The sequence below is a fragment of the Bradyrhizobium sp. UNPF46 genome (assembly GCF_006658625.1).
In the GTDB taxonomy this organism is placed as follows: Bacteria; Pseudomonadota; Alphaproteobacteria; order Rhizobiales; family Xanthobacteraceae; genus Bradyrhizobium; species Bradyrhizobium nitroreducens.
The window spans coordinates 62,582-83,775 of sequence record NZ_LFJB01000084.1 but is presented as its reverse complement, the minus strand read 5'-3'; the positions used below and the strand labels follow the sequence as shown (position 1 = coordinate 83,775).

Here is a 21,194-nt window from a genome sequence, read left to right as displayed (position 1 = left end):
TATTTTCCGCGTGATCTACAGTCGAATGTCCTCATAGGACTCGATCCGCCGCGGGCCGACCGAGGTCGCCTCGTGCGAATCCGCATCAGCGAGATTGCCGAAATCCAGCTTGGTCAATTTCGTGAGGTCCGCGATCGAGACCTGGAAGACGCTGACGTCCTCCTCCGACATCTTCTCGCGCAGATCCGCCTCCTGGATGCGGTCGATGTCCATGATCAGCTTTCGCTGGCTCATCAGGAAGGCCGCCGCCTTGAGCGCGTCGCCATCCTCGTTGCGCCGGATCAGGATCTTCCAGAAATATTTCGGGATCTGGACACCGCCGAAGCTCGGATCCTTGTGCGGCCGACCGGCCGGATTGGGCAGATCGGAGCCATCGGCATCCGGCCCGTCGAACACCGGACCGTTCATGACGATGCCCTTCTCCTCGCCTTCGAGCAGGACGTCGCGCGTGTAATCCTCCAGGCCCGCCCAGAGCTGCTTGCCCTGGTTGAACGAGAAGAACTGCGGCGAGCAGTTGGTGAAGTGGAAGGAATCGTCGCCATGCTGCTTCGCCGCGGCGACGGTGTCGCCCCAGGTCGCATCCAGCCGGCGCACGAGATGACCGCGGTCGAACGGATTCTTGCTGCGGTCCGCCTCGAGGGTCGCCTGCTTGCGGTAGAACTCGTCGCCGATCTGGGCATCGTCGTCGATGCGCGGATCGCGCAGCCAGGAATCGCCCTCGCGCTTGCCGACGTCCTGCTGCTTGCCGCCGTCGATATTGACGCAGCTGAAGAAGGCGAGCCGGCGCTCCTTGTTCATGACGACGCTGTAGTTGAAATATTTCAGCTCGGACTGCTTGGAGCTTCCCTTCAGCGTCGCGATGCTGGACTTGAGCGCGGCCGGAATCTTCGGCAAGGGCACCGAGAATTTGCCGGTGCCGAGAAAACTCGCCTTGTAGCCGGGGCGCGATTTCAGCGTGCTCTGATCGATGTGCACGGCCTCCATGGGCAGGCCGTTGTTGGCGCTGATGTGCGGCAGGAGAGCGGCCGGCGGCGGGATCAGCGGCGTGCCGCCGTTGGGTGCGCCTCCATTGCCTCCCGCCGGGCCCGGCACGGGCGGCAGCGGAGCGAACGGAATGTCCTTCCTGAGCATCGGCAGCGGCACGCGGATCGGAACCACCAGCGAGGTGCCGTCGAGCGACTGCTCGACCCAGATATTGGCACCGAACGCAGGCGCCGTGGCCGGCGCGCGGACCTTCTCGACCTCGTGCCGGGTCGGCGGCTCCTCCTCGTCCAGCACCGGCTTGATCATGGGATGGGAGCCGACGGCCACCTTGAGATCGGCGACGATCGCGCTGATCCGGATGCCTTCGTTGGCGATCCAGTCGATCAGGGATTCATCCATCGACGGCTTCCACACCTTGCCGTCCTTGGTCAGGGTGCGGCCCTGCGCGTCCTTGCGGGGAACGCCGCTGTGATGCAGCGCGACCACCTGCCAGAAGCGGTTGAACGCGGGCGAGCCCGACGAGCCCGCGGTCGTGTCGGTGTTGTACCAGAGGAAGTCGCCGACATATTTGAGCAGCTTGTTCTCGCGGACGCAAACCTGCTTCATCTGCCCGCTGGGATGCTGGATGATGGTGAGATATTCGCCGGGATCCGCCTTGCCCGGCGCGCCGCTGAGCGGCAGCCATCCGAAGTCCTCGAGCTCCTCCCCGCTTGACTGCGAGGTCGGCGCCACCGCGACGATCGAGAAATCCAGCCTGTCATTGGTGTAGAAGAACTTGCCCGGCTCGAAGCCGAACCGCACCGGCACGCGCTCCTGCCCGGAGATGTCGAGCTCGTAGTTGAAATCGGCGATCGAATTGGCGGCCTCGGCCGGCTTGCCGAACACATGATGATTGGTCATCAGCAGGCCTGGCCCGATCAGAAAGCCCGAGCCGTAGCCGAGCAGGTTCGACTTGAGATCCCTGAGCTGGATGCGGCAGACCGAGCGCGAGGCGGCGGTGCCCTTGGCGAGGTAATTGATGCTGTCGAGATCGTTGCCCTGGATGATCCGCTCCAGGCCGATTTCGGCCTTCTCCACGTCCTGCGTCTCGGCCAGCAATTGGCGCTGGCGCAGGCGCATCTTGTCGACGGTCATCTCGATCGGACCGTCGCCCAGTTTCCGGTTCAATGCGTCGGGTGAGAACTCGGCTTGCTTGAATCGCCTTTCTGAGCCCGCGATCAGGCTTGGCTTGATGAGCATCGTGACCTCTCAAAATGACTGGACGAATATGGACGTGGCCGGCGCCTGAAAATCTGCGCCAAGGTTGCGGCATGGGCTGGATTGCCGGCCGCCAAGCGCTCTGGAAATTGGGGGCATGCGCCCCACACTACTTTAAACTTATATATTTGCCGCGCTGCAACCAGAGCGTCAATCGCCGGCATCATGTCATGCCTGCGCCTTCACCCATGTGAGATTTCCCACAATTGATCGATGGTGTGCGGCATCATTTCGCGCACGCTGCTTCCCGCCGCCGGACGGTCTACGGCTTCCGCTGCCACCGCCGCAGCGCCACGACGGCCCAGATCGCTTCCACCAGACCGAACGGCCAGGCGCCCTGGAGAAAGCCGTAGGCCGATCCGAGCGCGCAGGACGCGGCGAACAGCAGGACAAACCAATGGCTGCGGTCTTCCAGCGCATAGGTGACCAGCATCGCCGTGACGGCGAACAGGCCGAATAATGTCAGCGCATCCATGGTTCCGGGTTCACTCCGCGGCGCGACGCGTGATATGCGCTAGGCCATGCCGGCTCTTATCCTGCCTCTCGTCGATGCTGCAACCCACTGGCCCGCGCGCGGTGGGCTGATCGGTCTTGACCTCGGCACCAAAACGATCGGCGTTGCCGTGTCCAATCCGGACCGCCGGCTCGCGACCGGCGTCGAGACGATCCAGCGCAAGGCGTTCAAGCAGGACGCGGCGCGGCTGCTCGCGCTCGCCGCCGAGCGAAAAGTGGTCGGCTTCGTGCTTGGCCTGCCCATCAACATGGACGGCAGCGAAGGTCCGCGCGCGCAATCCACCCGCGCCTTCGCCCGCAATCTTGCCGGCCTGACCGCCCTCCCCATCGGCCTGTGGGACGAACGCCTGTCGACCGCAGCGGTCGAGCGCGAACTGATCGGCATGGACGTCAGCCGCGCCAAGCGCGCCGAGGTGATCGACGAGCACGCCGCCATCTTCATCCTGCAAGGCGCGCTGGATCGTCTCGCCAATCTCGGTCCAGGGACCGCCTGACCGATGGCCGTCGTGATCGCGGCGCTGCTGCCGGTCTTCATCCTCGTCGTGCTCGGCGTGGTGCTGAAGCGCAGCCTGATGCGGCTCGACACGCAATGGCACGGGCTGGAGCGGCTGACCTATTTCGTGCTGTTTCCGATGCTGCTGATCCAGACGCTGGTGAAGGCCGATCTCAGCAAAGTCCCCGTCGCTGGCGTCGGTGGCGCGCTGCTGCTGTCGGCGCTGGCGATGTCGCTGCTCTGCCTTGCGCTGCGCCCGGCCCTGACGCGCCTCGCCATCGACGGCCCCGCCTTCACCTCGATCTTCCAGGGCGCGACGCGCTGGCAAACCTATGTCGCGCTGTCCGTCTCCGCCAATTTGTACGGCGACGTCGGACTCGCGCTGGCCTCGGTCGCAATGGTCGCAATCATCCCGCTGGTCAATGTGTTCAGCGTCGCCGTGCTCGCACATTACGCATCGCCCGAGAAACAGTCGGCGCGCGCCATCGCCATGACCGTGATCCGCAATCCCCTGATCTGGGCCTGCGTCATCGGCCTCTTCGTCAACGTCACCCACCTGCCGCTGCCAAAGCTCTGGCACGAGGTGGCGGACGCGCTCAGCCGCTCCTCGCTTGCGATCGGCCTGCTCGTCACCGGCGCCGGCCTGCATCTCGAAGGCCTGGTGCGCCCGAGCGCCAGCGCTGCGATCGGCGTCGTCTTCAAACTGGTGCTGATGCCGGCGATTGCCCTTGCTCTCGCCGTCTGGTTCGGTCTGTCGGGCGAAAGCCTGGCGATCGTTGCGATCTGCTCGGCGGTGCCGACCTCCTCGAGCGCCTATGTCCTGGCACGCCAGATGGGCGGCGACGCGCCGCTGCTGGCGCAGATCATCACGCTGCAGACGATCCTGGCGGCGATCACGATGCCGATCGCGATTGCGCTGGTGGCCTAGCTCCCCAGCCACATCGTCAGCACCACCGCGGTCAGGTTGTTCAGCGCGTGGAGCGCGACGGTGAGCCAGAGCGAATTGGCACGATAGCGCATGTAGCCGAACCACAGGCCGATGGTGAAGACTTCGGCGAGGAAGTACATGTCGTATTGCAGGTGGACGATCGTCCAGACCAGCGACGACAGCAGGATCGCGCCGGGCACGCGCAAAAAGCTCGCCGACCAGCCGCGATAGAGGAAGCCGCGCGCCAGGATTTCTTCCGACATCGGAGCGGCCACGCTGAAGGCGAACAGCAGCAACAACGCCGCGCCCTTGTCGCGACCCGATTTCAACAGATCGGTCATGAAACCCGGCGTCGCCTCGCGGCCGAGCGCGCGCGACATCGTCTCCCAGACCAGCACCACCAGGATGAGGCCGACTGCACCAAACAGCAGCTGCTTCCATGACGGCCAATGAAGCGCGAGGTAGTCGACGAAGGACGCCTTCTTGATGGCGATGGCGAGCCACACCACGGCGAGCGTCGCCGGCAGGCCCATGATGACCGACAGCGCGAGCGCCTGAGGCTCATGGCCGACCGCCTGGATCGAGGCGAGGTCCATCGGCAGGCCGCGCGAGGCCGCCAGCAGAACGATCGCACCGATCTGCCCGATGAACATCGCGACGAAGATGAAAAGGCCCCACAGCGCGGTGCCCCAGAATTTCCAGACGCGCGGCGTCGCCGGCGTCACGGTCAGCGGTGCATTGTCGGGATTGAGGGAGTCCATCGAAAGGCTTTCGTTGGGAAGGCTCACGGCAATGCCCGGGCGAGCAATGCGCGTGCATCGGCGCTCTCCAGCTCCACGGCGCCGTACATGCTGGCATGGCCTGCCGCAAGACGCGTCGCCGCGAACAGTTCGGCATGGCGCGGGGAAACGCCGTTCAGCGCCGCAGCGGCGGCAAGCAGCGCCAGCTTCTCGACCGCGAGGCGCGCAACACGCTCGCCGTCGGCACGGCGGAACGTCTGGCCGATGAAGCCGATCGTATCCCCCGCCCCCGGCAATCCCTTCGTCTCGGCCGCGAGCGATTGCAGCACGGCCATCGCCGGCTCCGGCTCGCGCGCAAGCGCGCGGAGCACGTCGAGGCACATCACGTTGCCCGAACCTTCCCAGATCGCGTTGACCGGCGACTCCCGATAGTGCCGCGCCAGAATACCGTCCTCGACATAACCATTGCCGCCGAGGCATTCCATGGCCTCGTAGAGGAACGGCGGCGCACTCTTGCAGGTCCAGTATTTGATCGCGGGCGTCAGCAGCCGCATATAGGCGGCCTCGGCCGCATCGTGCGGCGTGCGGTCGAAGGCGCGGCACAGCCGCATCACCAGAGCCGTGCTCGCCTCCACATGCAGCGCCATGTCCGACAGCACGGCCTGCATCAGGGGCTGGTCGGCCAGATGCTTCTGGAACACGCTGCGGTGACGGGCGTGATGCAGCGCATGCGCCAGCCCCGAGCGCATCAGGCCGACGGATGCGATCGCGCAATCCTGCCGCGTCAGCTGCACCATCTGGATGATGGTGCGGATGCCCTTGCCCTCCTCGCCGACCCGTTCGCCATAGGCGCCGACGAACTCGACCTCGGAGGACGCGTTGGAACGATTGCCGAGCTTGTCCTTCAACCGCTGGAACTGGATCGCATTGACCGAACCATCCGGCACGAAGCGCGGCATGAAGAAACAGGTCAGGCCCTGCTCGGCCTGCGCCAGTACCAGGAATGCATCGCACATCGGCGCCGACATGAACCATTTATGGCCAGTGATGCGATAGGCCTCGCCCTCGCGCACGGCACGCGTCATGTTGGAGCGCACGTCGGTGCCGCCCTGCTTCTCGGTCATGCCCATGCCGAGCGTCATGCCGCGCTTCTCCCACCACTGCGCGAAGGCGGGATCGTAGCTCCTGGTCGACAGCACCGGCATCACGCGCGCGAGCAGATCCGGCTGCATCGCCAGCGCGCCAACGGAGGCGCGCGTCATGGTGATCGGGCAGAGATGGCCGGTCTCGACCTGCGCGGCCATGTAGAATTTCGCCGCACGAATGACTTCGGCGGCCTCGCCCGCAGGCTTGCCGTTCGCGGTCCAGGTCGAATTGTGGATACCTGCGTGGGCGCTGTGCGCCATCAACTCGTGATACGCCGGGTGAAACTCGACCTGATCGCGGCGATTGCCCTTGGCGTCGAAGGTGCGCAGCTTCGGCGTGTTCTCGTTCGCCAGGCGCCCGCGATCGGCCATCGCGGCCGAGCCCCATTGCTTGCCGAACGCCGCCAGCTCGCGCTCCGCCGCCGCGCCGCCATTGGCCTTCACCGCGGCGACCAGCGGCTGGTCCACGGTAAAGAGATCGATATCCTCGAACGGCGGCGACTGGTTGAAGACCTCGTGGGTCGCAGAGCTCGGCTGGGTCATCAGGTTTCCTCGGCGCGGACTTTAGTTCCGGCGCGGCTGGATCGGGAAATCATAGGCGGCCCCGCCTGCCCCTGGCAGGGAAAAATGCCACCACTCCTTCGAATAGTTCACAAAGCCTTGCCTGGCCATCGCAGTCACCAGCCGCTTGCGCCAAGCGCGCTGCTCCGCCGTGATCGACGGTGCCGCGGTATGGCCTTTTGTGTCGGTGCAGTCATAACCGGTGCCCATGTCGACGCTGCCTTCGGGGGCGCGCGCTTCGACCGGCGCGGTGCAATCGGCATAGCTTCTTGATGGGTCATACTTGCCGGAATTGTCGGCCTTCAGATCGACCAGAGTGAGATCGAGCGCGGCGCCCGTCGAATGCTGCGAGCGGCTCGCGATGTAGCCCAGGCGGAACAGCTCGGTCTTGGGGATTTTGGGATTGTAGCGCCGCTCGGCCGCGGTCTCATGACCGTTCTGCGACCACTTGACCATATCGAGCGAGGCCCGCGCCGGCCGGTAGCAGTCGAACATCTTCAGCGAGAGGTTTTGCGCCGCCAGCTCCTGCTGCACCGCCTTGAGCCGCAGCCCCACCTCCCGCTTCACCACGCATTCGCCGGCGTCGTAGCCGGCGAGCGGACGGCCGACGAAATTGTTCGACGTGGCGTAGCGGATGTCCTGGATGATGCTGGGATCGACGTCCCGCAGGTAGACGAAGCCGCCGGGAAGCGATTGGGCGTGGGCGGGCGAGATGACGACGATTGATATAAAAGCTGCAAGAATTGTTTTCACGATGCCTCCCGTCCTCCGGCGTCATTCCGGGGCGATGCGCAGCATCGAACCCGGAATCTCGAGATTCCGGGTCTGGCGCTTGCGCGCCATCCCGGAATGACCGAGTGGGCGACAGATCAGGGGATAACTCACCACCCCGGCTTTGGCCCTTGCCCCCCCAGCCATCCGCGCCTATAGCTCTCGCTTTAATGACATCGAAATCGACCTTCGTCCTCGGCCACCGGCATTTGCTGGGCATCGAGGGCCTTTCCGCGGCCGACATCACCGGCCTGCTCGACCTGTCCGAAGAATATGTCGAGCTCAACCGCCAGGTTGACAAGAAGCGCACCGTCCTGCGGGGACGGACGCAGGTGAACCTCTTCTTCGAGGCCTCCACCCGGACCCAATCCTCGTTCGAACTCGCCGGCAAGCGGCTCGGCGCGGACGTCATGAACATGTCGGTCTCCTCCTCGTCCATGAAGAAGGGCGAGACGCTGATCGACACCGCGATGACGCTGAACGCGATGCACCCGGACATCCTGGTGATGCGCCATCACGCCTCGGGCGCGGTGGAACTGCTGGCGCGCAAGGTTGACGGTTCCGTGATCAATGCCGGCGACGGCGCGCATGAGCATCCGACGCAAGCCCTGCTCGACGCGCTCACCATCCGCCGCAACAAGGGCCGGATCGAGGGGCTCGTGGTCGCGATCTGCGGTGACGTGCTGCATTCGCGTGTCGCCCGCTCCAACATCATCCTGCTGAATACGATGGGCGCCCGCGTCCGCGTCGTCGGCCCGACCACGCTGCTGCCACCGGGCATCGAGCGGATGGGCGTCGAGGTCGCGCGCGACATGCGCGAGGGCCTCAACGGCGCCGATATCGTCATGATGCTGCGGCTGCAGCGCGAACGCATGAACGGCTCCTTCGTGCCGTCGTCGAGCGAATATTTCCACTATTTCGGGCTCGACCAGAAGAAGCTCGCCTATGCCAAGCCGGACGCGCTCGTGATGCATCCCGGCCCCATGAACCGCGGCGTCGAGATCGACTCGATCGTGGCCGACGGCGCCCAATCCCTGATCCGCGAACAGGTGGAGATGGGGGTGGCCGTGCGCATGGCGGTGCTGGAAGCGCTCGCCCGTAACCTGCCGAACGCGTGATGCCGATGTTGACCGATCGCCGCCCCATCCTGCTCGCCAATGCCCGCGTCGTGGATCCCTCCAGGGATTTCGACGGTGTCGGCGACGTCCTGATCGCCGACGGCACCATCCGCGAGACCCGCCGCGGCATTGGCGCAGCCGGCGTCCCCGAGGGAACCGACATCGTCAACTGCTCCGGCAAGATCGTCGCGCCCGGCCTGATCGACATGCGCGCCTTCGTCGGCGAGCCCGGCTTCAGCCATCGAGAGACCTTCGCCACCGCGAGCCAGGCGGCCGCGACCGGGGGCATCACCACCATCATCTGCCAGCCCGACACGGAGCCCGTGATCGACAATTCGGCGACCGTCGACTTCGTGATGCGCCGCGCCCGCGACACCGCGATCGTCAACATCCAGCCGATGGCCGCCCTCACCAAGGGCATGCATGGCCAGGAGATGACCGAGTTCGGCCTGCTCAAGGCCGCGGGCGCCGTCGCCTTCAGCGACGGCGTTCGAAGCGTGACCAATGCGCAGGTGATGCGCCGTGCGCTGACCTACGCCCGCGATTTCGACGCGCTGATCGTACACTTCACCGAGGATCCCGATCTGGTCGGCGAAGGCGTCATGAACGAGGGCGAGTTCGCCTCGCGGCTCGGCCTGATGGGCATTCCGAATGCCGCAGAGGCCGTGATCCTCGAACGCGACATGCGCCTCGTGGCATTGACCGGCGGCCGCTATCACGCGGCCTCGCTGACCTGCGTCGACTCGCTGGAGGTCCTCCAGCGCGCCCGCGACGCCGGGCTCACCGTCAGCGCCTCGGTCTCGATCAACCATCTGGCGCTGAACGAGAACGACATCGGCCCCTACCGTTCCTTCCTGAAACTGTCGCCGCCCTTGCGGACCGAGGACGACCGCCGCGCGCTGGTCGCAGCCGTCGCTTCGGGCCTCATCGACGTGATCATGTCGGACCACAATCCGCAGGACGTCGAGGTCAAGCGCCTGCCGTTCGCGGAGGCAGCACCCGGCGCCATTGGACTCGAGACCATGCTGCCGGCGGGCCTCCGCCTCGTGCACAATGACGAGCTGGACCTGAAGACGCTGATCCGGGCGATGTCGACCCGGCCGGCCGAGATTCTGGGACTGCCTGGCGGAACCTTGCGCGCAGGCAGCCCCGCCGACGTCATCGTGATCGATCCCGACGTCCCCTGGGTGGTCGATCCCGCCGACCTCAAATCGCCCTGCAAGAATACTCCGTTCGACGAGGCCCGCTTTACAGGCCGCGTGGTGCGCACCATTGTCGGCGGCCGGACGGTGTACGAGCATGTCTGACGCGAAATCCAGCCTTTGGAGCTGCCGCCATGGGGCTTGAAGCATTTTTGCCGGTGGCCTTCGTCATCGGCTATTTGTTCGGCTCGATTCCGTTCGGCCTGATCCTGACCAGGCTCGCCGGCACGCAGGATATCCGCTCGATCGGCTCCGGCAGCATCGGCGCCACCAATGTGCTGCGCACGGGGCGCAAGAGCCTTGCCGCGGGCACCTTGCTGTTCGACGCGCTCAAGGGCACTGCGGCGGTGGTGATCGCCGGCTACATCGCAGGTCCCAACGCCGCCATGGTGGCCGGGCTCGGCGCCTTCCTCGGCCATCTCTTCCCGGTCTGGCTCAAGTTCAAGGGCGGCAAGGGCGTCGCCGTCTATATCGGCATCCTGCTCGGCCTGTTCTGGCCCGGCATGGTGGTGTTCTGCCTGCTCTGGCTGGCGACCGCCTTCACCACCCGCTACTCGTCGCTGTCGGCGCTGGTGGCCGCGTTCATCACGCCGATGTTCCTGTGGTGGTTCGGCCACCTCGCGCTCGCAGCATTGTTCGCGGTGCTGACGCTGCTCTTGTTCTACGCGCATCGCGAGAACATCAAGCGGCTGCAAGCCGGCAGGGAAAGCCGCATCGGCGAGAAGGCCTGATCGCGTCGCGAACCTTGTCGCGACAAGCGTCTAAAGCCGGGGCATCTACGGATACCGGAGCCCTCTCTCTGCATTATATCTCAAATCCTGTTCGCAACTGCCCGCGCATTCGCGGCCGGCAGTAGCGAATGGGTTCCATGCCTGTCATCCTGACAGTCGAGATGGCGTTACGCGGTTGCTCGGAATGAGCGAGAAGATTGTCGACGCGCATGATGGGGGTGGTTCGCAGGGTGTTACCCGCACCGCGGCGAGCCGGCTGCTCTCGACGACGGACATCTGGTCCGATGCGCCCTCGCCGCCTCCCGCGCCAGATCCCATTCCGGTTTTGCCGCCGGCACCGCCGCCCGTTGTGCAAGCACCTGCGACGGTCGAGGTCGTGACCAGGGCTGCTCGGGCCGCACCCGCGCCGGCAAGCGCCGAGCAATGGCCGCCGCGCAGACTCTCGCTGGCACTGCAGGGCGGCGGCACCTTTGCCGCCTTTACCTGGGGCGTGCTGGAGCGGCTGCTGGAAGAACCCATTGAGATCGACACCATCAGCGGCGCCAGCGCCGGTGCCATCAATGCACTGCTGCTCGCCTCCGGCCTCGCTGAGGGCGGCCGCGAAGCTGCGCGCAGCCGGCTGAGCCGGTTCTGGCTCCGCCTGATGCACGAGGCCTCGTTCCGTTCGCTGATGCTGGTCGGTGGTTTCTCACCGGCGGGAAGCTCGGTCGCATTCGGGCCGACGCTGCGCTCCGGCCAGTTCGATCCGGTCGATCTCGATCCGCTGCGGCAGGCGCTGTCGCGCGACATCGACTTTTCCGCGTTGCGCGGCGCGGCGTGCCCAAAGCTGCTGATTGCGGCGACGCGGATCCGCGACGGGCAGCAGCAGGTCTTCCGCAATGACGCCATCACCGCCGACGTCGCGCTGGCCTCGACCTGTCCGCCGCTGGTTCATTGCGCCGTCGAGATCGAGGGCGAAGCCTATTGGGACGGCGGCTTCGGCGGCAACCCGCCGCTGCTGCGGCTGGCGCAGGAGACGACGACCTCCGACGTCCTGCTCGTTCAGGTCACGCCGGCGCGCGACAGCTACGTGCCGATCACGCTCGCCGCGATCGACCGCCGGCTCGACCAGATCGCGGCCAACGCCGCGCTCAATGCCGAGATCGCGGCGATCGCATGGGCGCAGGCTCATGCCGCACCGTCGCTGCGCCTCACCAGGATCGCGGCGGAAGATTCCATTGACGGCCTGGCGCAGCGCTCATCCACCGATCTCGGCCGCGGCTTCATTCGCCTGCTGCACCGAAGCGGTCGCGCAGCCGCCGAACGCTGGCTCGGGCAACGTGCAAAGGCAGACGCAACGCCCGCCGCTGTCCCCTTCGAACCCGCGCTAGCCTGAATTCGCCAGCGCGTTCTCCAGGAACCACGCCGCCGCAAGCGCGACCGGATCGTTGCCGAAGCGCGCGATCACCTGCACGCCGATCGGGAGGCCCCCCACCTTCAGCACCGGCACGTTGACGCAAGGATTGCCCATCAGCGTCCACAGCCGGTTGTAGCGGGGATCGCCTGTCGTCGCGAGCGCCTTTGCCGGCGGCGTGCCGGGCGCCGAATAACTCAGGAGCACATCGACACCCTCGAACACCTCGCCGAGCTCGCGGCGGCCGCGGCGGCTGATCCGGCGCGCCTCGTCATATTCCTTCGGCGTCAGATGGGCGGTCGCATCGAGGCTTGCCCGCAGCATCGGCGCGATCTCGTCGTGACGCTCCGAGAACTCCCAGGCCAGCGCACGATGCGCTTCGAAATCCTGGACGATGGGATGGATGCGCCAGGCCTCCTGCACAGCCTCGGGCAGGTCGATCGTCTGCACGCTGGCACCGGCGCGTTCGGCGGCCTTGATCGCGGCCTGCAAGCCCTCTTCAGCCGCCGGCTCGACGGCGCCTGCAAACTCCTGCCTCACCACGCCGATGCGCGGCGCCTTGGCCGGGACGATGCCGGCAAATTCGGTGCGGCCCGTCATCGCCAGGAGGCCACGCGCAAGATCTTCCGCGCGCGCGCCGAACAGGCCGACCGTGTCGAGCGCCCACGAATAGCACTTCACGCCAACCGTCGGCAGCATCCGGAACGACGGCTTGATCGCGGCGGTCCCGCAATAGGCCGCGGGCCGGATCACCGAGCCGCCGGTCTGGGTGCCCAGCGCCAGCGGGATCATGCCGGCGCCGACGGCCGCCGCCGAGCCCGAGGACGAGCCGCCCGGCGTATGGCCGAGATTGTGCGGATTGAGCGTCGGCGTCGGATCGCGCGAGGCGAACGCCGTCGTCGTGGTCTTGCCGATGATGGTCGCGCCCGCCCGCTTCAGCATCATCACAACAGGCGCATCGGCGCGCGGCTGCCAGCCGCGATAGATCTCCGAGCCCATCTCGGTCGGCATGTCAGCGGTGTCGATGATGTCCTTGATGCCGACCGCGATGCCGCGCAGCGGGCCGGACGCTTGCGCCTTCGCGGCTTTGTCATGCCGGACGAAGGCGCGGACGTCCTTCTCTTTGGCCTCGATCGCCACATGCGACTGGGCGATGGCGTCGTCGGGCGAAAGCTCGCCGGCTTCAATGCGGCGCTGGAGGTCGGCGAGTGAGATCATGGCAATACCCTTCTTATTGGGATCGCTTTTAGCATTGGGGCGATGTCGCGCAAGCGCACGTCGCTGTTGCGCAACGCCCTCAGGTTGTTCCATGCTGCGCTTGCAAGGAGACGCCGTGGACGCCATCAATCCCACCGTGGAGCTGACCGAGGCCGAGCGGATCGACCGTCTGCGGCTGATCCGCTCCGACAATGTCGGCCCGCGCACCTTCCGCTCGCTGGTCGATCATTTCGGCACCGCGCGCGCAGCGCTGGAGCGGCTGCCGGATCTGGCGCGCCGCGGCGGTGCGCAGCGATCGGGGCGCATCTGCAGCGCCGACGAGGCGAAGGCCGAGCTGGCGGCTGGCCGCAAGGCTGGCATCGCCTGGCTCGCGCCCGGCGAGGACGGCTATCCGGCGCGGCTGGCGATGATCGACGATGCGCCGCCCCTGCTCGCCGTGCGCGGCGACGCCAAGACCCTGATGCGGCCGATGATCGCGATCGTCGGCTCGCGCAACGCCTCCGGCGCCGGGCTGAAATTCGCGGGCCTGCTCGCGCGCGAGCTTGGCGAGGCCGGCTTCGTCGTCATCTCCGGGCTCGCGCGCGGCGTCGATCAGGCCGCGCATCGCGCCAGTGTCGAGAGCGGCACCATCGCGGTGCTCGCCGGCGGCCATGACTGCATCTATCCGCCGGAGCATGGCGATCTGCTCGCATCGATCCTCGATCACGACGGTGCTGCGATCTCCGAGATGCCGCTCGGCCACGAGCCGCGCGCCCGCGACTTTCCCCGCCGCAACCGGCTGATCTCGGGCGCCTCGCTCGGCGTCGTCGTGGTGGAAGCGGCGCACCGCTCGGGCTCGCTGATCACCGCGCGCATGGCGGCCGAACAGGGCCGCGAGGTGTTCGCGGTGCCCGGCTCGCCGCTCGATCCGCGCGCGGCGGGCGCCAACGATCTGATCAAGCAGGGCGCAACGCTGGTCACCGAAGCTGCCGACATCATCAATGCTGTCGCACCGATCATGGAGCGCCCGCTGATGATCCCAGCGAGCGAGCCCGACAGCGAGCCGTTCGAGACCGATCCGCAAGGTCACGACCGCGACCAGATCATCGGCCTGCTCGGCCCCACCCCGATCTCGATCGACGATCTGGTGCGGATGTCCGGCGCCTCGCCCGCGATCGTGCGCACCGTGCTGCTGGAGCTCGAGCTTGCCGGCAAGCTGGAGCGTCACGGCGGCGGGTTGGTGTCTCTGATCTAGCGATCGTTGCGCTCGTCAAACCGCGCCCGCGCCGAAGCGATCTGTTGCTGATGCGCCATCGCCCACTCGCCGAGCGCTTTCACCGGCTGTTGCAGCCCGCGGCCGAGATCGGTCAGCTCGTAGTCCACGCGCGGCGGGATGGTCGGAAAGATCGTGCGCGTGACCAGCCCGTCACGCTCGAGTCCGCGCAGCGTCAGGGTCAGCATCCGCTGCGAGATGCCGTTGATCATGCGCTTCAGCTCGTTGAAGCGCTTCGGCCCGTCGCTGAGCATCATGATCACGAACACGCTCCATTTGTCGCCGACGCGGGACAGCACGGAGGCGACGTCGCGGCAGTCGGAGTGGTTGGGATCGGGCCTCTCGGTTGGCCTCGACGGAGCAGGCAAACCGGTGTTCTCAGGTTTCAATAATGTGCCCATGGCTCAAAAAAGTGCGTTCTTGCGGGGATTTCGACAGTCACTCATGTAGCGCTGGTTACAAACTTATACCAGGGTGACCCCAAATGAAACTCCTCCATATCGACTCCAGCGTGCTCGGCCCCCACTCCGTGTCCCGGCAGGTCTCCGCCGCCATCGTCGACTGGCTCCGCCAGGCGAGCCCCTCGCTCGAAATCGTCTACCGCGATCTGACCCAGACGCCGCTCGCGCACCTCTCGGGCTCGCACCTCGCCGCCGCGCAAGGCGCACCCGCGCCCGCAGAGCTCGGCCCGGACCTTGCTGCGAGCGCGGCCGTGCTGAACGAGTTCCTCGATGCCGACACCGTCGTGATCGGCGCGCCCATGTACAATTTCACCATCCCGAGCCAGCTCAAGGCCTGGATCGATCGCATCCTGGTGGCTGGGAAGACATTTAAGTATGGCGCGGCCGGCCCCGAGGGTCTCGCCGGCGGCAAGCGCGTGATCGTGGCGATCTCGCGCGGCGGCTATTACGGCGCGGAGACGCCATACGCCGCTGGCGAGCATCTCGAAACCTATCTGCGCTGGGTGTTCGGGTTCATCGGCATTACCAATCCCGAATTCATCTCCGCAGACGGCATCCAGGTCGGGCCCGAACACCGCGAAAAGGCGATCGCCGGCGCGCTTCAGTCGGCCACCAGCCTGCGCGCGGCCTGAGCCTCACGCTGACAACAGCCGCAGCCGGATTCCGGCGGCGGCTGACAGGTCGATCAGGCTAAAACCAGGCGCCCTGAATGCCGAGGATGACGGCGACCAGCGAAATGAACAGGCCGATGCCGGCGAAAAGCGCCACCCCGATGAACTCGGACATGTCGGAGCGTTTGGCGGGAATGGCGGAACGTTCGCTGTAAATGCGCGGTGCTGAAATCGACGAAAAAATGCGAGCTGCCTTTGGCATCGCGGGCTCCCTGAAAATGAGTCTCGTGACCCCTGCCCGTAAAAATGTCTTTGCAGCGCAAGCGAAGGTTCAACGCTTCACGCAAAGGTTCAGAAAATACGCCTCGCAAGACGAGGGAACCATCCGGCGCAACCTGCGTGTGGCGCCGGATGGATTCAATTTTGTTTGAATCGATCAACCGCGATAGATCGGCGCGCCGGCCGGAGCGGCAACTGCGCCGCCATCGACGAAGATCTCCTGGCCCTGGATATGCGCGGCATCGTCGGAGGCGAGGAACAGCACAGTCTTGGAGACGTGATCCGGTTCACCAATACGCCCGAGAGGCGTGGACAACCCGATCCGCTTCTCGAACGCCTTCTCCGCTTCCGGCGTTGCGATCGCCGCGCCCCAGATCGGCGTGCGGATTGCGCCGGGCGCAACCACGTTGACGCGGATGCCGCGCGGCGACAGCTCCGAGGCCATGATCCGCGCCATCGCCCGCACGCCGGCTTTCGCCGCGCCGTAAGCGGAATAGCCGGGAATGCCGAGCACCGAGATCACCGAGCCGTTGAGGATGATCGAGGCGTTGTCGTTGAGATAAGGCAGCGCCGACTGCACCGTGAAGAATACGCCGGTCAGGTTGGTGCTGATGACCTTCTCGAACACCTCCAGCTTCGCCGAACCGAGCGGCGTGCCTCCGGCGCCGGGAATGCCGGCATTGGCGAACACGATGTCGAACTTGCCGAACTTTTCGGCGCCCTGCCTGATCGCGGCTTCCGTCGCTGCGATGTCGGTCACATCGGCGACGAGCGCGAGCGCATTCGGCCCCAGCTCTTTGGCCGCCGCCGCCAGCGTCTCCTTGTTGCGCCCGGTGATCACCACCCTGGCGCCCTCCGCCACGAACAGCTTTGCCGTCGCAAGCCCGATGCCGCTGTTGCCGCCGGTGATCAGGGCCGTCTTGTTTGTCAGTCTCACGCTCGCCTCCAGCAGTTGCATTATGAAACTAGATTGCCATCTAGGGCATTTGGTTTTATGATGCAACCACACAAGCGCGTGATCGGCCCGGCAATCGTGCGAACGCGAATGGGACAGGCGACGATGGTGAAACGAACGAGCTTCGAGGGCGATGCCTGCCCGATCGCGAGGTCGCTGGACGCGCTCGGCGACTGGTGGTCGCTGCTGATCATCCGCGAGGCGCTGTTTGGGCTGCGCCGCTTCGGCGAGTTTCAGAACAAGCTCGGCATGGCGAAGAACATCCTGTCGGCGCGGCTGCGCGCTCTGGTCGACCGCGGCATCCTGGCGACCGCCCCAGCCTCCGACGGCAGCGCCTATCAGGAATATGTGCTGACACCGAAGGGCCGCGGCACCTTCCCGATCCTGGTGGCGCTGCGGCAATGGAGCGAGGAGTTCGACGACCGCCCCGAGGAGATCGCAACGATCTTGGTGGATCGAGAAAAAGGCCGCCCAGTGAAGAAGCTGGAAATGCGCGCGGAGGATGGGCGGCTGCTCACGCCTGCGGAGACGATGGTGAAGCTGCGGCCGGCGCCGCGGCGGCGCTCGGCGTGATGACCGCGCACCGCCTCCCACCCCGCTATGCTCGCAATGCGCGCTGGGGGACTTGTGCAAAATATGGACGCCGTCAAAGATGGTAAGTCCCTCAAAGCGGCATCGCCATGCCCCTGCTCGCCATCATCTATTTTTCCATCTCCGGCACCACCGAGACGCTGGCACATGCAGTAGCGCGCGGAGCTGATGGCACAGCGCAGGTCGCCCTTTGTCGCATCACAGGCGACGATATCGTGTCGGGCCGCTTCCGGAATGAGAGCATATTGGAAACGACGGACCGCGCCGACGCGGTTGCATTCGGCAGCCCGACCTATATGGGCGGCCCCGCGGCGCAGTTCAAAGCCTTCGCAGATGCCTCAAGCGACCGGTGGACCCGGCAGCGATGGTCCAACAAGATCGCAGCCGGATTCACCACCGGCGCCTGCGCAAGCGGCGATCAACTCCACACGCTGACCTACTTTACGATCCTGGCTGCACAGCACGGCATGCTCTGGTGCGGGCTCGACATTCCTGGAGGCGAGGATCCGGGCGGCCGCAATCGCTTGGGCAGCCAGCTTGGCCTCGCAACACATTTGGTGGACGGCGCGTTGCCGCAGAGCGACCTCGACACGGCCGAATATCTCGGCCAGCGATTGGCCAGGATGGCAAGCCGCTAACCTCTCCGTCATTGCGCAATCCAGAATCCCGCCGCGGAAAGATTCTGGATTGCTTCGCTTCAACTGTCTCACCGTCCCCCTGAGGCGCTCGCCCCTTCGGCGAGCCTCGAAGGGCGACGGCCCGGCTGCATCCCGCCCCTCACGACAGCTTGCGCTTGCTGCGCAGCCGCAAATGCTCGTCGGCTTCCAGCTTGGTCATGCCCAGGAGATAATGCAGGACATCGAGCTTGTGACGCTCGGCGAGCTTGCGCAACGCACCGACCTGCTCGGCGATGAAGGCGACGGCCTCGTCCGCGCCCCCCTCCCCCGGTTCCTCGTGACGTGAGCCTCCCGGCACGCCTGATGCGGCGCGCGCCCGTTTCTTTCCCGGCCTAGTCACCAGACCCCACCCGAATCCATGCCCCGCGGAAACATTACGCCGACATCGGCCGCAACTCCAAGGTGGTATTTTGCAACTTTCTCGATATGAAACTTTTCCCATTTGGGAGGGCTTCAACACCCCTCGATTTGACAGCGGAGGTCTCACCACCCATGTTCGGGGCGAAACGGCCGACCCGAGTCCTTTCGTTTTCGGCCCCCAATTTTCCCGTAAGTTACTGGAACTACATGAATATCGTCATTGTGGAGTCGCCGGCGAAAGCCAAGACGATTAACAAATATTTGGGCTCGTCCTATGAGGTTCTGGCCTCGTTCGGCCATGTCCGGGACTTGCCTGCGAAGAACGGCTCCGTCGATCCCGACAGCAATTTCAAGATGATCTGGGAGGTCGACCCCAAGGCGGCCGGCCGGCTCAACGACATCGCCAAGTCCCTGAAGGGTGCCGACCGCCTGATTCTGGCGACCGACCCTGATCGTGAGGGCGAGGCCATCTCCTGGCACGTGCTGGAGGTCATGAAGGAGAAGCGCGCGCTGAAGGATCAGAAGATCGAGCGCGTGGTGTTCAACGCCATCACCAAGCAGGCCGTCACGGACGCGATGAAGCATCCGCGCCAGATCGACGGCGCGCTGGTCGACGCCTATATGGCGCGCCGCGCGCTGGACTACCTCGTCGGCTTCACCCTCTCCCCCGTGCTGTGGCGCAAGCTGCCCGGCGCCCGCTCGGCCGGCCGCGTGCAGTCGGTGGCACTGCGCCTTGTCTGCGACCGCGAGCTGGAGATCGAGAAATTCGTGCCGCGGGAATATTGGTCGCTGATCGCGACCCTGCTGACCCCGCGCGGCGATGCGTTCGAGGCCCGCCTCGTCGGCGCCGACGGCAAGAAGATCCAGCGCCTCGATATTGGAACCGGCGCGGAAGCCGAAGACTTCAAGAAGGCGCTGGAAGCGGCTGCCTATGCGGTCACCGCGGTGGACGCGAAACCGGCCCGGCGCAATCCGCAGGCCCCCTTCACCACCTCGACGCTGCAGCAGGAAGCCAGCCGCAAATACGGCTTTGCGCCGGCGCACACCATGCGCATCGCCCAGCGCCTCTATGAGGGCATCGACATCGGCGGCGAGACCACGGGACTCATTACTTATATGCGTACCGACGGCGTGCAGATCGCCCCGGAGGCGATCACCCAGGCGCGCAAGGTGATCGGCGAGGATTACGGCAACGCCTATGTGCCGGAGGCCCCGCGCCAGTACCAGGCCAAGGCCAAGAACGCCCAGGAAGCGCACGAAGCGATCCGCCCGACCGACATGTCCCGCCGCCCCGACAGCATGAGCCGCAAGCTCGATGCCGATCAGGCCCGGCTCTACGAGCTGATCTGGAAGCGCACCATCGCCAGCCAGATGGAATCGGCCGAGCTGGAGCGCACCACCGTCGACATCACCGCGAAGGCGGGCGGTCGCACGCTGGAGCTGCGCGCCACCGGCCAGGTCGTCAAGTTCGACGGCTTCCTCGCGCTCTATCAGGAAGGCCGCGACGACGAGGAGGACGAGGACTCCCGCCGCCTGCCCGCGATGAGCCCGAACGACGCGCTGAAGCGGCAATCGCTGTCTGTCACCCAGCATTTCACCGAGCCGCCGCCCCGCTTCTCCGAGGCTTCGCTGGTCAAGCGCATGGAAGAGCTCGGCATCGGCCGGCCCTCGACCTATGCCTCGATCCTCCAGGTCCTCAAGGACCGCGGCTACGTCAAGCTGGAGAAGAAGCGCCTGCACGGCGAGGACAAGGGCCGCGTCGTGGTTGCGTTCCTCGAAAGTTTCTTCAGCCGCTACGTCGAATACGACTTCACCGCCAATCTGGAAGAGCAGCTCGACCGCATCTCCAACAACGAGATCTCCTGGCAGCAGGTTCTGAAGGATTTCTGGACCGGCTTCATCGGCGCCGTCGACGAGATCAAGGACCTGCGCGTCGCGCAGGTCCTTGACGTGCTCGACGACATGCTCGGACAGCACATCTATCCGCCGCGCGCGGATGGCGGCGACATCAGGCAGTGCCCGAGCTGCGGCAATGGCCGGCTGAATCTGAAGGCCGGCAAGTTCGGCGCCTTCGTCGGCTGCTCGAACTATCCGGAGTGCCGCTACACCCGCCAGCTCGCCGCCGACGGCGAAGCCACCGCCGACCGTTCGCTCGGCCAGGATCCTGAGACGGGGCGCGATGTCTGGGTCAAGGCCGGCCGCTTCGGGCCCTATATCCAGCTCGGCGAGCCCAAGGATTACGAAGAAGGCGAGAAGCCGAAGCGCGCAGGCATCCCGAAGGGCACCTCGCCCGGCGATGTCGAGCTCGAGCTTGCATTGAAGCTGCTGTCACTGCCGCGCGAGATCGGCAAGCATCCGGAGACCGGTCAGCCGATCACGGCCGGCCTCGGCCGCTTCGGACCGTTCGTGAAGCACGAGAAGACCTATGCCAGCCTCGAGAGCGGCGACGAAGTCTTCGACATCGGTCTCAACCGCGCGGTCACGCTGATCGCGGAAAAGGTCGCCAAGGGCCCGAGCCGCCGCTTCGGCGCCGATCCTGGCAAGGCAATCGGCGATCATCCCACGCTCGGCACCGTCACCGTGAAGAGCGGCCGTTACGGCGCCTATGTCACCGCCGGTGGCGTCAACGCGACCATCCCGGCCGAGTTCGAAAAGGACACCGTCACGCTGGCGCAGGCGATCGCGCTGATCGACGAGCGCGCGGCCAAGGGCGGCGGCAAGACCAAGGCGAAGAAGGCGGCCAAACCCGCCAAGGCGAAGAAGGCTGCGGACGGCGAGGACACCGCGCCGAAGCCGAAGAAACCGGCCGCGAAGAAAGCCGCGGCCAAAACCAAATCCGAATCCACCAGCAAGGCGCGCGCCGGCGTGGCATCGACGGCGAAGACGTCGCCGACCAAGTCCGCCGCCACCAAGGCTCCGGCCAAGAAGAGTGCCGGCAAGACTTGAGATCAAGA

At 65.8% G+C, this 21,194-nt stretch carries 22 protein-coding genes; 12 read left to right on the top strand and 10 right to left on the bottom strand.

What is annotated here, in order from left to right; all coding sequences use genetic code 11:
* Positions 1–15: 15 nt before the first annotated feature.
* Both UNPF46_RS30280 and UNPF46_RS30275 read right to left on the bottom strand, forming a co-directional pair.
* The gene (locus tag UNPF46_RS30280) at positions 16–2,223 is read right to left on the bottom strand and encodes a DNA/RNA non-specific endonuclease (RefSeq protein ID WP_142252442.1); all 2,208 of its coding nucleotides are present in this window, start codon (positions 2,221–2,223) and stop codon (positions 16–18) included.
* Positions 2,224–2,503: 280 nt separating this feature from the next.
* Positions 2,504–2,716 carry a hypothetical protein gene (locus UNPF46_RS30275; protein ID WP_097663185.1) on the bottom strand — a complete coding sequence of 71 codons (213 nt, stop codon included), beginning with the start codon at positions 2,714–2,716 and terminating at the stop codon, positions 2,504–2,506.
* A 46-nt stretch (positions 2,717–2,762) separates the two neighbouring features.
* Here UNPF46_RS30275 and ruvX point away from each other — a divergent pair, with 46 nt between their 5' ends.
* The gene (ruvX, locus tag UNPF46_RS30270) at positions 2,763–3,248 is read left to right on the top strand and encodes a Holliday junction resolvase RuvX (protein ID WP_100174699.1); all 486 of its coding nucleotides are present in this window, start codon (positions 2,763–2,765) and stop codon (positions 3,246–3,248) included.
* Positions 3,249–3,251: 3 nt separating this feature from the next.
* On the top strand, positions 3,252–4,175 hold the full coding sequence (locus UNPF46_RS30265) for an AEC family transporter (RefSeq protein ID WP_142252441.1): 924 nt from the start codon (positions 3,252–3,254) through the stop codon (positions 4,173–4,175).
* Here the strand turns inward: UNPF46_RS30265 and UNPF46_RS30260 are convergent.
* The 3 genes from UNPF46_RS30260 to UNPF46_RS30250 are packed head-to-tail and all read right to left on the bottom strand — an operon-like array spanning position 4,172 to position 7,374.
* Positions 4,172–4,936 (bottom strand): CPBP family intramembrane glutamic endopeptidase, encoded by a 765-nt coding sequence (locus tag UNPF46_RS30260; RefSeq protein ID WP_142252440.1) that lies wholly within the window; start codon positions 4,934–4,936, stop codon positions 4,172–4,174. The two genes, UNPF46_RS30265 and UNPF46_RS30260, sit on opposite strands and share 4 nt — an antisense overlap.
* 23 nt (positions 4,937–4,959) lie before the next feature.
* Complete coding sequence (locus UNPF46_RS30255; RefSeq protein WP_142252439.1) at positions 4,960–6,603, bottom strand: acyl-CoA dehydrogenase family protein; 1,644 nt, start codon at positions 6,601–6,603, stop codon at positions 4,960–4,962.
* Positions 6,604–6,624: 21 nt separating this feature from the next.
* Positions 6,625–7,374, bottom strand: a complete 750-nt coding sequence (locus UNPF46_RS30250; RefSeq protein WP_502705507.1) for a M15 family metallopeptidase — start codon at positions 7,372–7,374, stop codon at positions 6,625–6,627.
* A gap of 188 nt (positions 7,375–7,562) precedes the next feature.
* Between UNPF46_RS30250 and UNPF46_RS30245 the strand changes: the two genes are divergently transcribed.
* The 4 genes from UNPF46_RS30245 (at position 7,563) to UNPF46_RS30230 (ending at position 11,818) form a co-directional block, all read left to right on the top strand.
* Positions 7,563–8,510: an aspartate carbamoyltransferase catalytic subunit gene (locus UNPF46_RS30245; protein WP_028135931.1), complete on the top strand. Its 948-nt coding sequence runs from the start codon at positions 7,563–7,565 to the stop codon at positions 8,508–8,510.
* A 5-nt stretch (positions 8,511–8,515) separates the two neighbouring features.
* Positions 8,516–9,817, top strand: coding sequence for a dihydroorotase (locus UNPF46_RS30240; protein WP_174719265.1), 1,302 nt, complete (start codon positions 8,516–8,518; stop codon positions 9,815–9,817).
* A gap of 29 nt (positions 9,818–9,846) precedes the next feature.
* Positions 9,847–10,443, top strand: coding sequence for a glycerol-3-phosphate 1-O-acyltransferase PlsY (gene plsY / locus UNPF46_RS30235; RefSeq protein ID WP_142252438.1), 597 nt, complete (start codon positions 9,847–9,849; stop codon positions 10,441–10,443).
* 184 nt (positions 10,444–10,627) lie between these two features.
* Positions 10,628–11,818, top strand: coding sequence for a patatin-like phospholipase family protein (locus UNPF46_RS30230; protein ID WP_181770181.1), 1,191 nt, complete (start codon positions 10,628–10,630; stop codon positions 11,816–11,818).
* On the opposite strand, the gene UNPF46_RS30225 is transcribed toward UNPF46_RS30230, so the two are convergent.
* Positions 11,810–13,054, bottom strand: a complete 1,245-nt coding sequence (locus tag UNPF46_RS30225; RefSeq protein ID WP_142252436.1) for an amidase — start codon at positions 13,052–13,054, stop codon at positions 11,810–11,812. The two genes, UNPF46_RS30230 and UNPF46_RS30225, sit on opposite strands and share 9 nt — an antisense overlap.
* Before the next feature lie 91 nt (positions 13,055–13,145).
* On the opposite strand from UNPF46_RS30225, the gene dprA reads away from it, so the two are divergent.
* A complete protein-coding gene (gene dprA / locus UNPF46_RS30220; protein ID WP_142252435.1) occupies positions 13,146–14,288 on the top strand; it encodes a DNA-processing protein DprA in 1,143 nt (380 codons plus the stop codon).
* On the opposite strand, the gene UNPF46_RS30215 is transcribed toward dprA, so the two are convergent.
* A complete protein-coding gene (locus UNPF46_RS30215; RefSeq protein WP_142252434.1) occupies positions 14,285–14,707 on the bottom strand; it encodes a winged helix-turn-helix transcriptional regulator in 423 nt (140 codons plus the stop codon). The genes dprA and UNPF46_RS30215 overlap by 4 nt on opposite strands.
* 83 nt (positions 14,708–14,790) lie before the next feature.
* On the opposite strand from UNPF46_RS30215, the gene UNPF46_RS30210 reads away from it, so the two are divergent.
* Positions 14,791–15,399 carry an FMN-dependent NADH-azoreductase gene (locus tag UNPF46_RS30210; RefSeq protein WP_142252433.1) on the top strand — a complete coding sequence of 203 codons (609 nt, stop codon included), beginning with the start codon at positions 14,791–14,793 and terminating at the stop codon, positions 15,397–15,399.
* A gap of 58 nt (positions 15,400–15,457) precedes the next feature.
* Here UNPF46_RS30210 and UNPF46_RS30205 read toward each other — a convergent pair whose 3' ends face one another.
* Positions 15,458–15,640, bottom strand: a complete 183-nt coding sequence (locus UNPF46_RS30205) for a hypothetical protein (RefSeq protein ID WP_100174688.1) — start codon at positions 15,638–15,640, stop codon at positions 15,458–15,460.
* Between UNPF46_RS30205 and UNPF46_RS37975 the strand changes: the two genes are divergently transcribed.
* On the top strand, positions 15,594–15,809 hold the full coding sequence (locus tag UNPF46_RS37975; RefSeq protein ID WP_174718666.1) for a hypothetical protein: 216 nt from the start codon (positions 15,594–15,596) through the stop codon (positions 15,807–15,809). The genes UNPF46_RS30205 and UNPF46_RS37975 overlap by 47 nt on opposite strands.
* Before the next feature lie 5 nt (positions 15,810–15,814).
* Here the strand turns inward: UNPF46_RS37975 and UNPF46_RS30200 are convergent, their stop codons facing one another.
* Entirely contained in the window at positions 15,815–16,594 is a 780-nt protein-coding gene (locus tag UNPF46_RS30200; protein ID WP_181770180.1) for an SDR family oxidoreductase, read from the bottom strand.
* Between the two features lie 123 nt (positions 16,595–16,717).
* Here UNPF46_RS30200 and UNPF46_RS30195 point away from each other — a divergent pair, with 123 nt between their 5' ends.
* Both UNPF46_RS30195 and UNPF46_RS30190 read left to right on the top strand, forming a co-directional pair.
* Positions 16,718–17,185 carry a winged helix-turn-helix transcriptional regulator gene (locus UNPF46_RS30195; RefSeq protein WP_142252431.1) on the top strand — a complete coding sequence of 156 codons (468 nt, stop codon included), beginning with the start codon at positions 16,718–16,720 and terminating at the stop codon, positions 17,183–17,185.
* A 107-nt stretch (positions 17,186–17,292) separates the two neighbouring features.
* Positions 17,293–17,841 (top strand): flavodoxin family protein, encoded by a 549-nt coding sequence (locus tag UNPF46_RS30190; protein ID WP_142252430.1) that lies wholly within the window; start codon positions 17,293–17,295, stop codon positions 17,839–17,841.
* 139 nt (positions 17,842–17,980) lie between these two features.
* On the opposite strand, the gene UNPF46_RS30185 is transcribed toward UNPF46_RS30190, so the two are convergent.
* Positions 17,981–18,220: a hypothetical protein gene (locus UNPF46_RS30185; protein ID WP_142252429.1), complete on the bottom strand. Its 240-nt coding sequence runs from the start codon at positions 18,218–18,220 to the stop codon at positions 17,981–17,983.
* Between the two features lie 227 nt (positions 18,221–18,447).
* Between UNPF46_RS30185 and topA the strand changes: the two genes are divergently transcribed.
* A complete protein-coding gene (gene topA / locus UNPF46_RS30180; RefSeq protein WP_142252428.1) occupies positions 18,448–21,186 on the top strand; it encodes a type I DNA topoisomerase in 2,739 nt (912 codons plus the stop codon).
* Positions 21,187–21,194 lie beyond the last annotated feature (8 nt).

Coding starts and splice junctions, on each gene's coding strand:
- UNPF46_RS30280 (WP_142252442.1), bottom strand. CDS start 2,223: ATGCTCATCAAGCCAAGCCTGATCGCGGGCTCAGAAAGGCGATTCAAG.
- UNPF46_RS30275 (WP_097663185.1), bottom strand. CDS start 2,716: ATGGATGCGCTGACATTATTCGGCCTGTTCGCCGTCACGGCGATGCTG.
- ruvX (WP_100174699.1), top strand. CDS start 2,763: ATGCCGGCTCTTATCCTGCCTCTCGTCGATGCTGCAACCCACTGGCCC.
- UNPF46_RS30265 (WP_142252441.1), top strand. CDS start 3,252: ATGGCCGTCGTGATCGCGGCGCTGCTGCCGGTCTTCATCCTCGTCGTG.
- UNPF46_RS30260 (WP_142252440.1), bottom strand. CDS start 4,936: ATGGACTCCCTCAATCCCGACAATGCACCGCTGACCGTGACGCCGGCG.
- UNPF46_RS30255 (WP_142252439.1), bottom strand. CDS start 6,603: ATGACCCAGCCGAGCTCTGCGACCCACGAGGTCTTCAACCAGTCGCCG.
- UNPF46_RS30245 (WP_028135931.1), top strand. CDS start 7,563: ATGACATCGAAATCGACCTTCGTCCTCGGCCACCGGCATTTGCTGGGC.
- UNPF46_RS30240 (WP_174719265.1), top strand. CDS start 8,516: ATGTTGACCGATCGCCGCCCCATCCTGCTCGCCAATGCCCGCGTCGTG.
- plsY (WP_142252438.1), top strand. CDS start 9,847: ATGGGGCTTGAAGCATTTTTGCCGGTGGCCTTCGTCATCGGCTATTTG.
- UNPF46_RS30230 (WP_181770181.1), top strand. CDS start 10,628: ATGAGCGAGAAGATTGTCGACGCGCATGATGGGGGTGGTTCGCAGGGT.
- UNPF46_RS30225 (WP_142252436.1), bottom strand. CDS start 13,054: ATGATCTCACTCGCCGACCTCCAGCGCCGCATTGAAGCCGGCGAGCTT.
- dprA (WP_142252435.1), top strand. CDS start 13,146: ATGCTGCGCTTGCAAGGAGACGCCGTGGACGCCATCAATCCCACCGTG.
- UNPF46_RS30215 (WP_142252434.1), bottom strand. CDS start 14,707: ATGGGCACATTATTGAAACCTGAGAACACCGGTTTGCCTGCTCCGTCG.
- UNPF46_RS30210 (WP_142252433.1), top strand. CDS start 14,791: ATGAAACTCCTCCATATCGACTCCAGCGTGCTCGGCCCCCACTCCGTG.
- UNPF46_RS37975 (WP_174718666.1), top strand. CDS start 15,594: ATGCGCGGTGCTGAAATCGACGAAAAAATGCGAGCTGCCTTTGGCATC.
- UNPF46_RS30205 (WP_100174688.1), bottom strand. CDS start 15,640: ATGCCAAAGGCAGCTCGCATTTTTTCGTCGATTTCAGCACCGCGCATT.
- UNPF46_RS30195 (WP_142252431.1), top strand. CDS start 16,718: ATGGTGAAACGAACGAGCTTCGAGGGCGATGCCTGCCCGATCGCGAGG.
- UNPF46_RS30190 (WP_142252430.1), top strand. CDS start 17,293: ATGCCCCTGCTCGCCATCATCTATTTTTCCATCTCCGGCACCACCGAG.
- topA (WP_142252428.1), top strand. CDS start 18,448: ATGAATATCGTCATTGTGGAGTCGCCGGCGAAAGCCAAGACGATTAAC.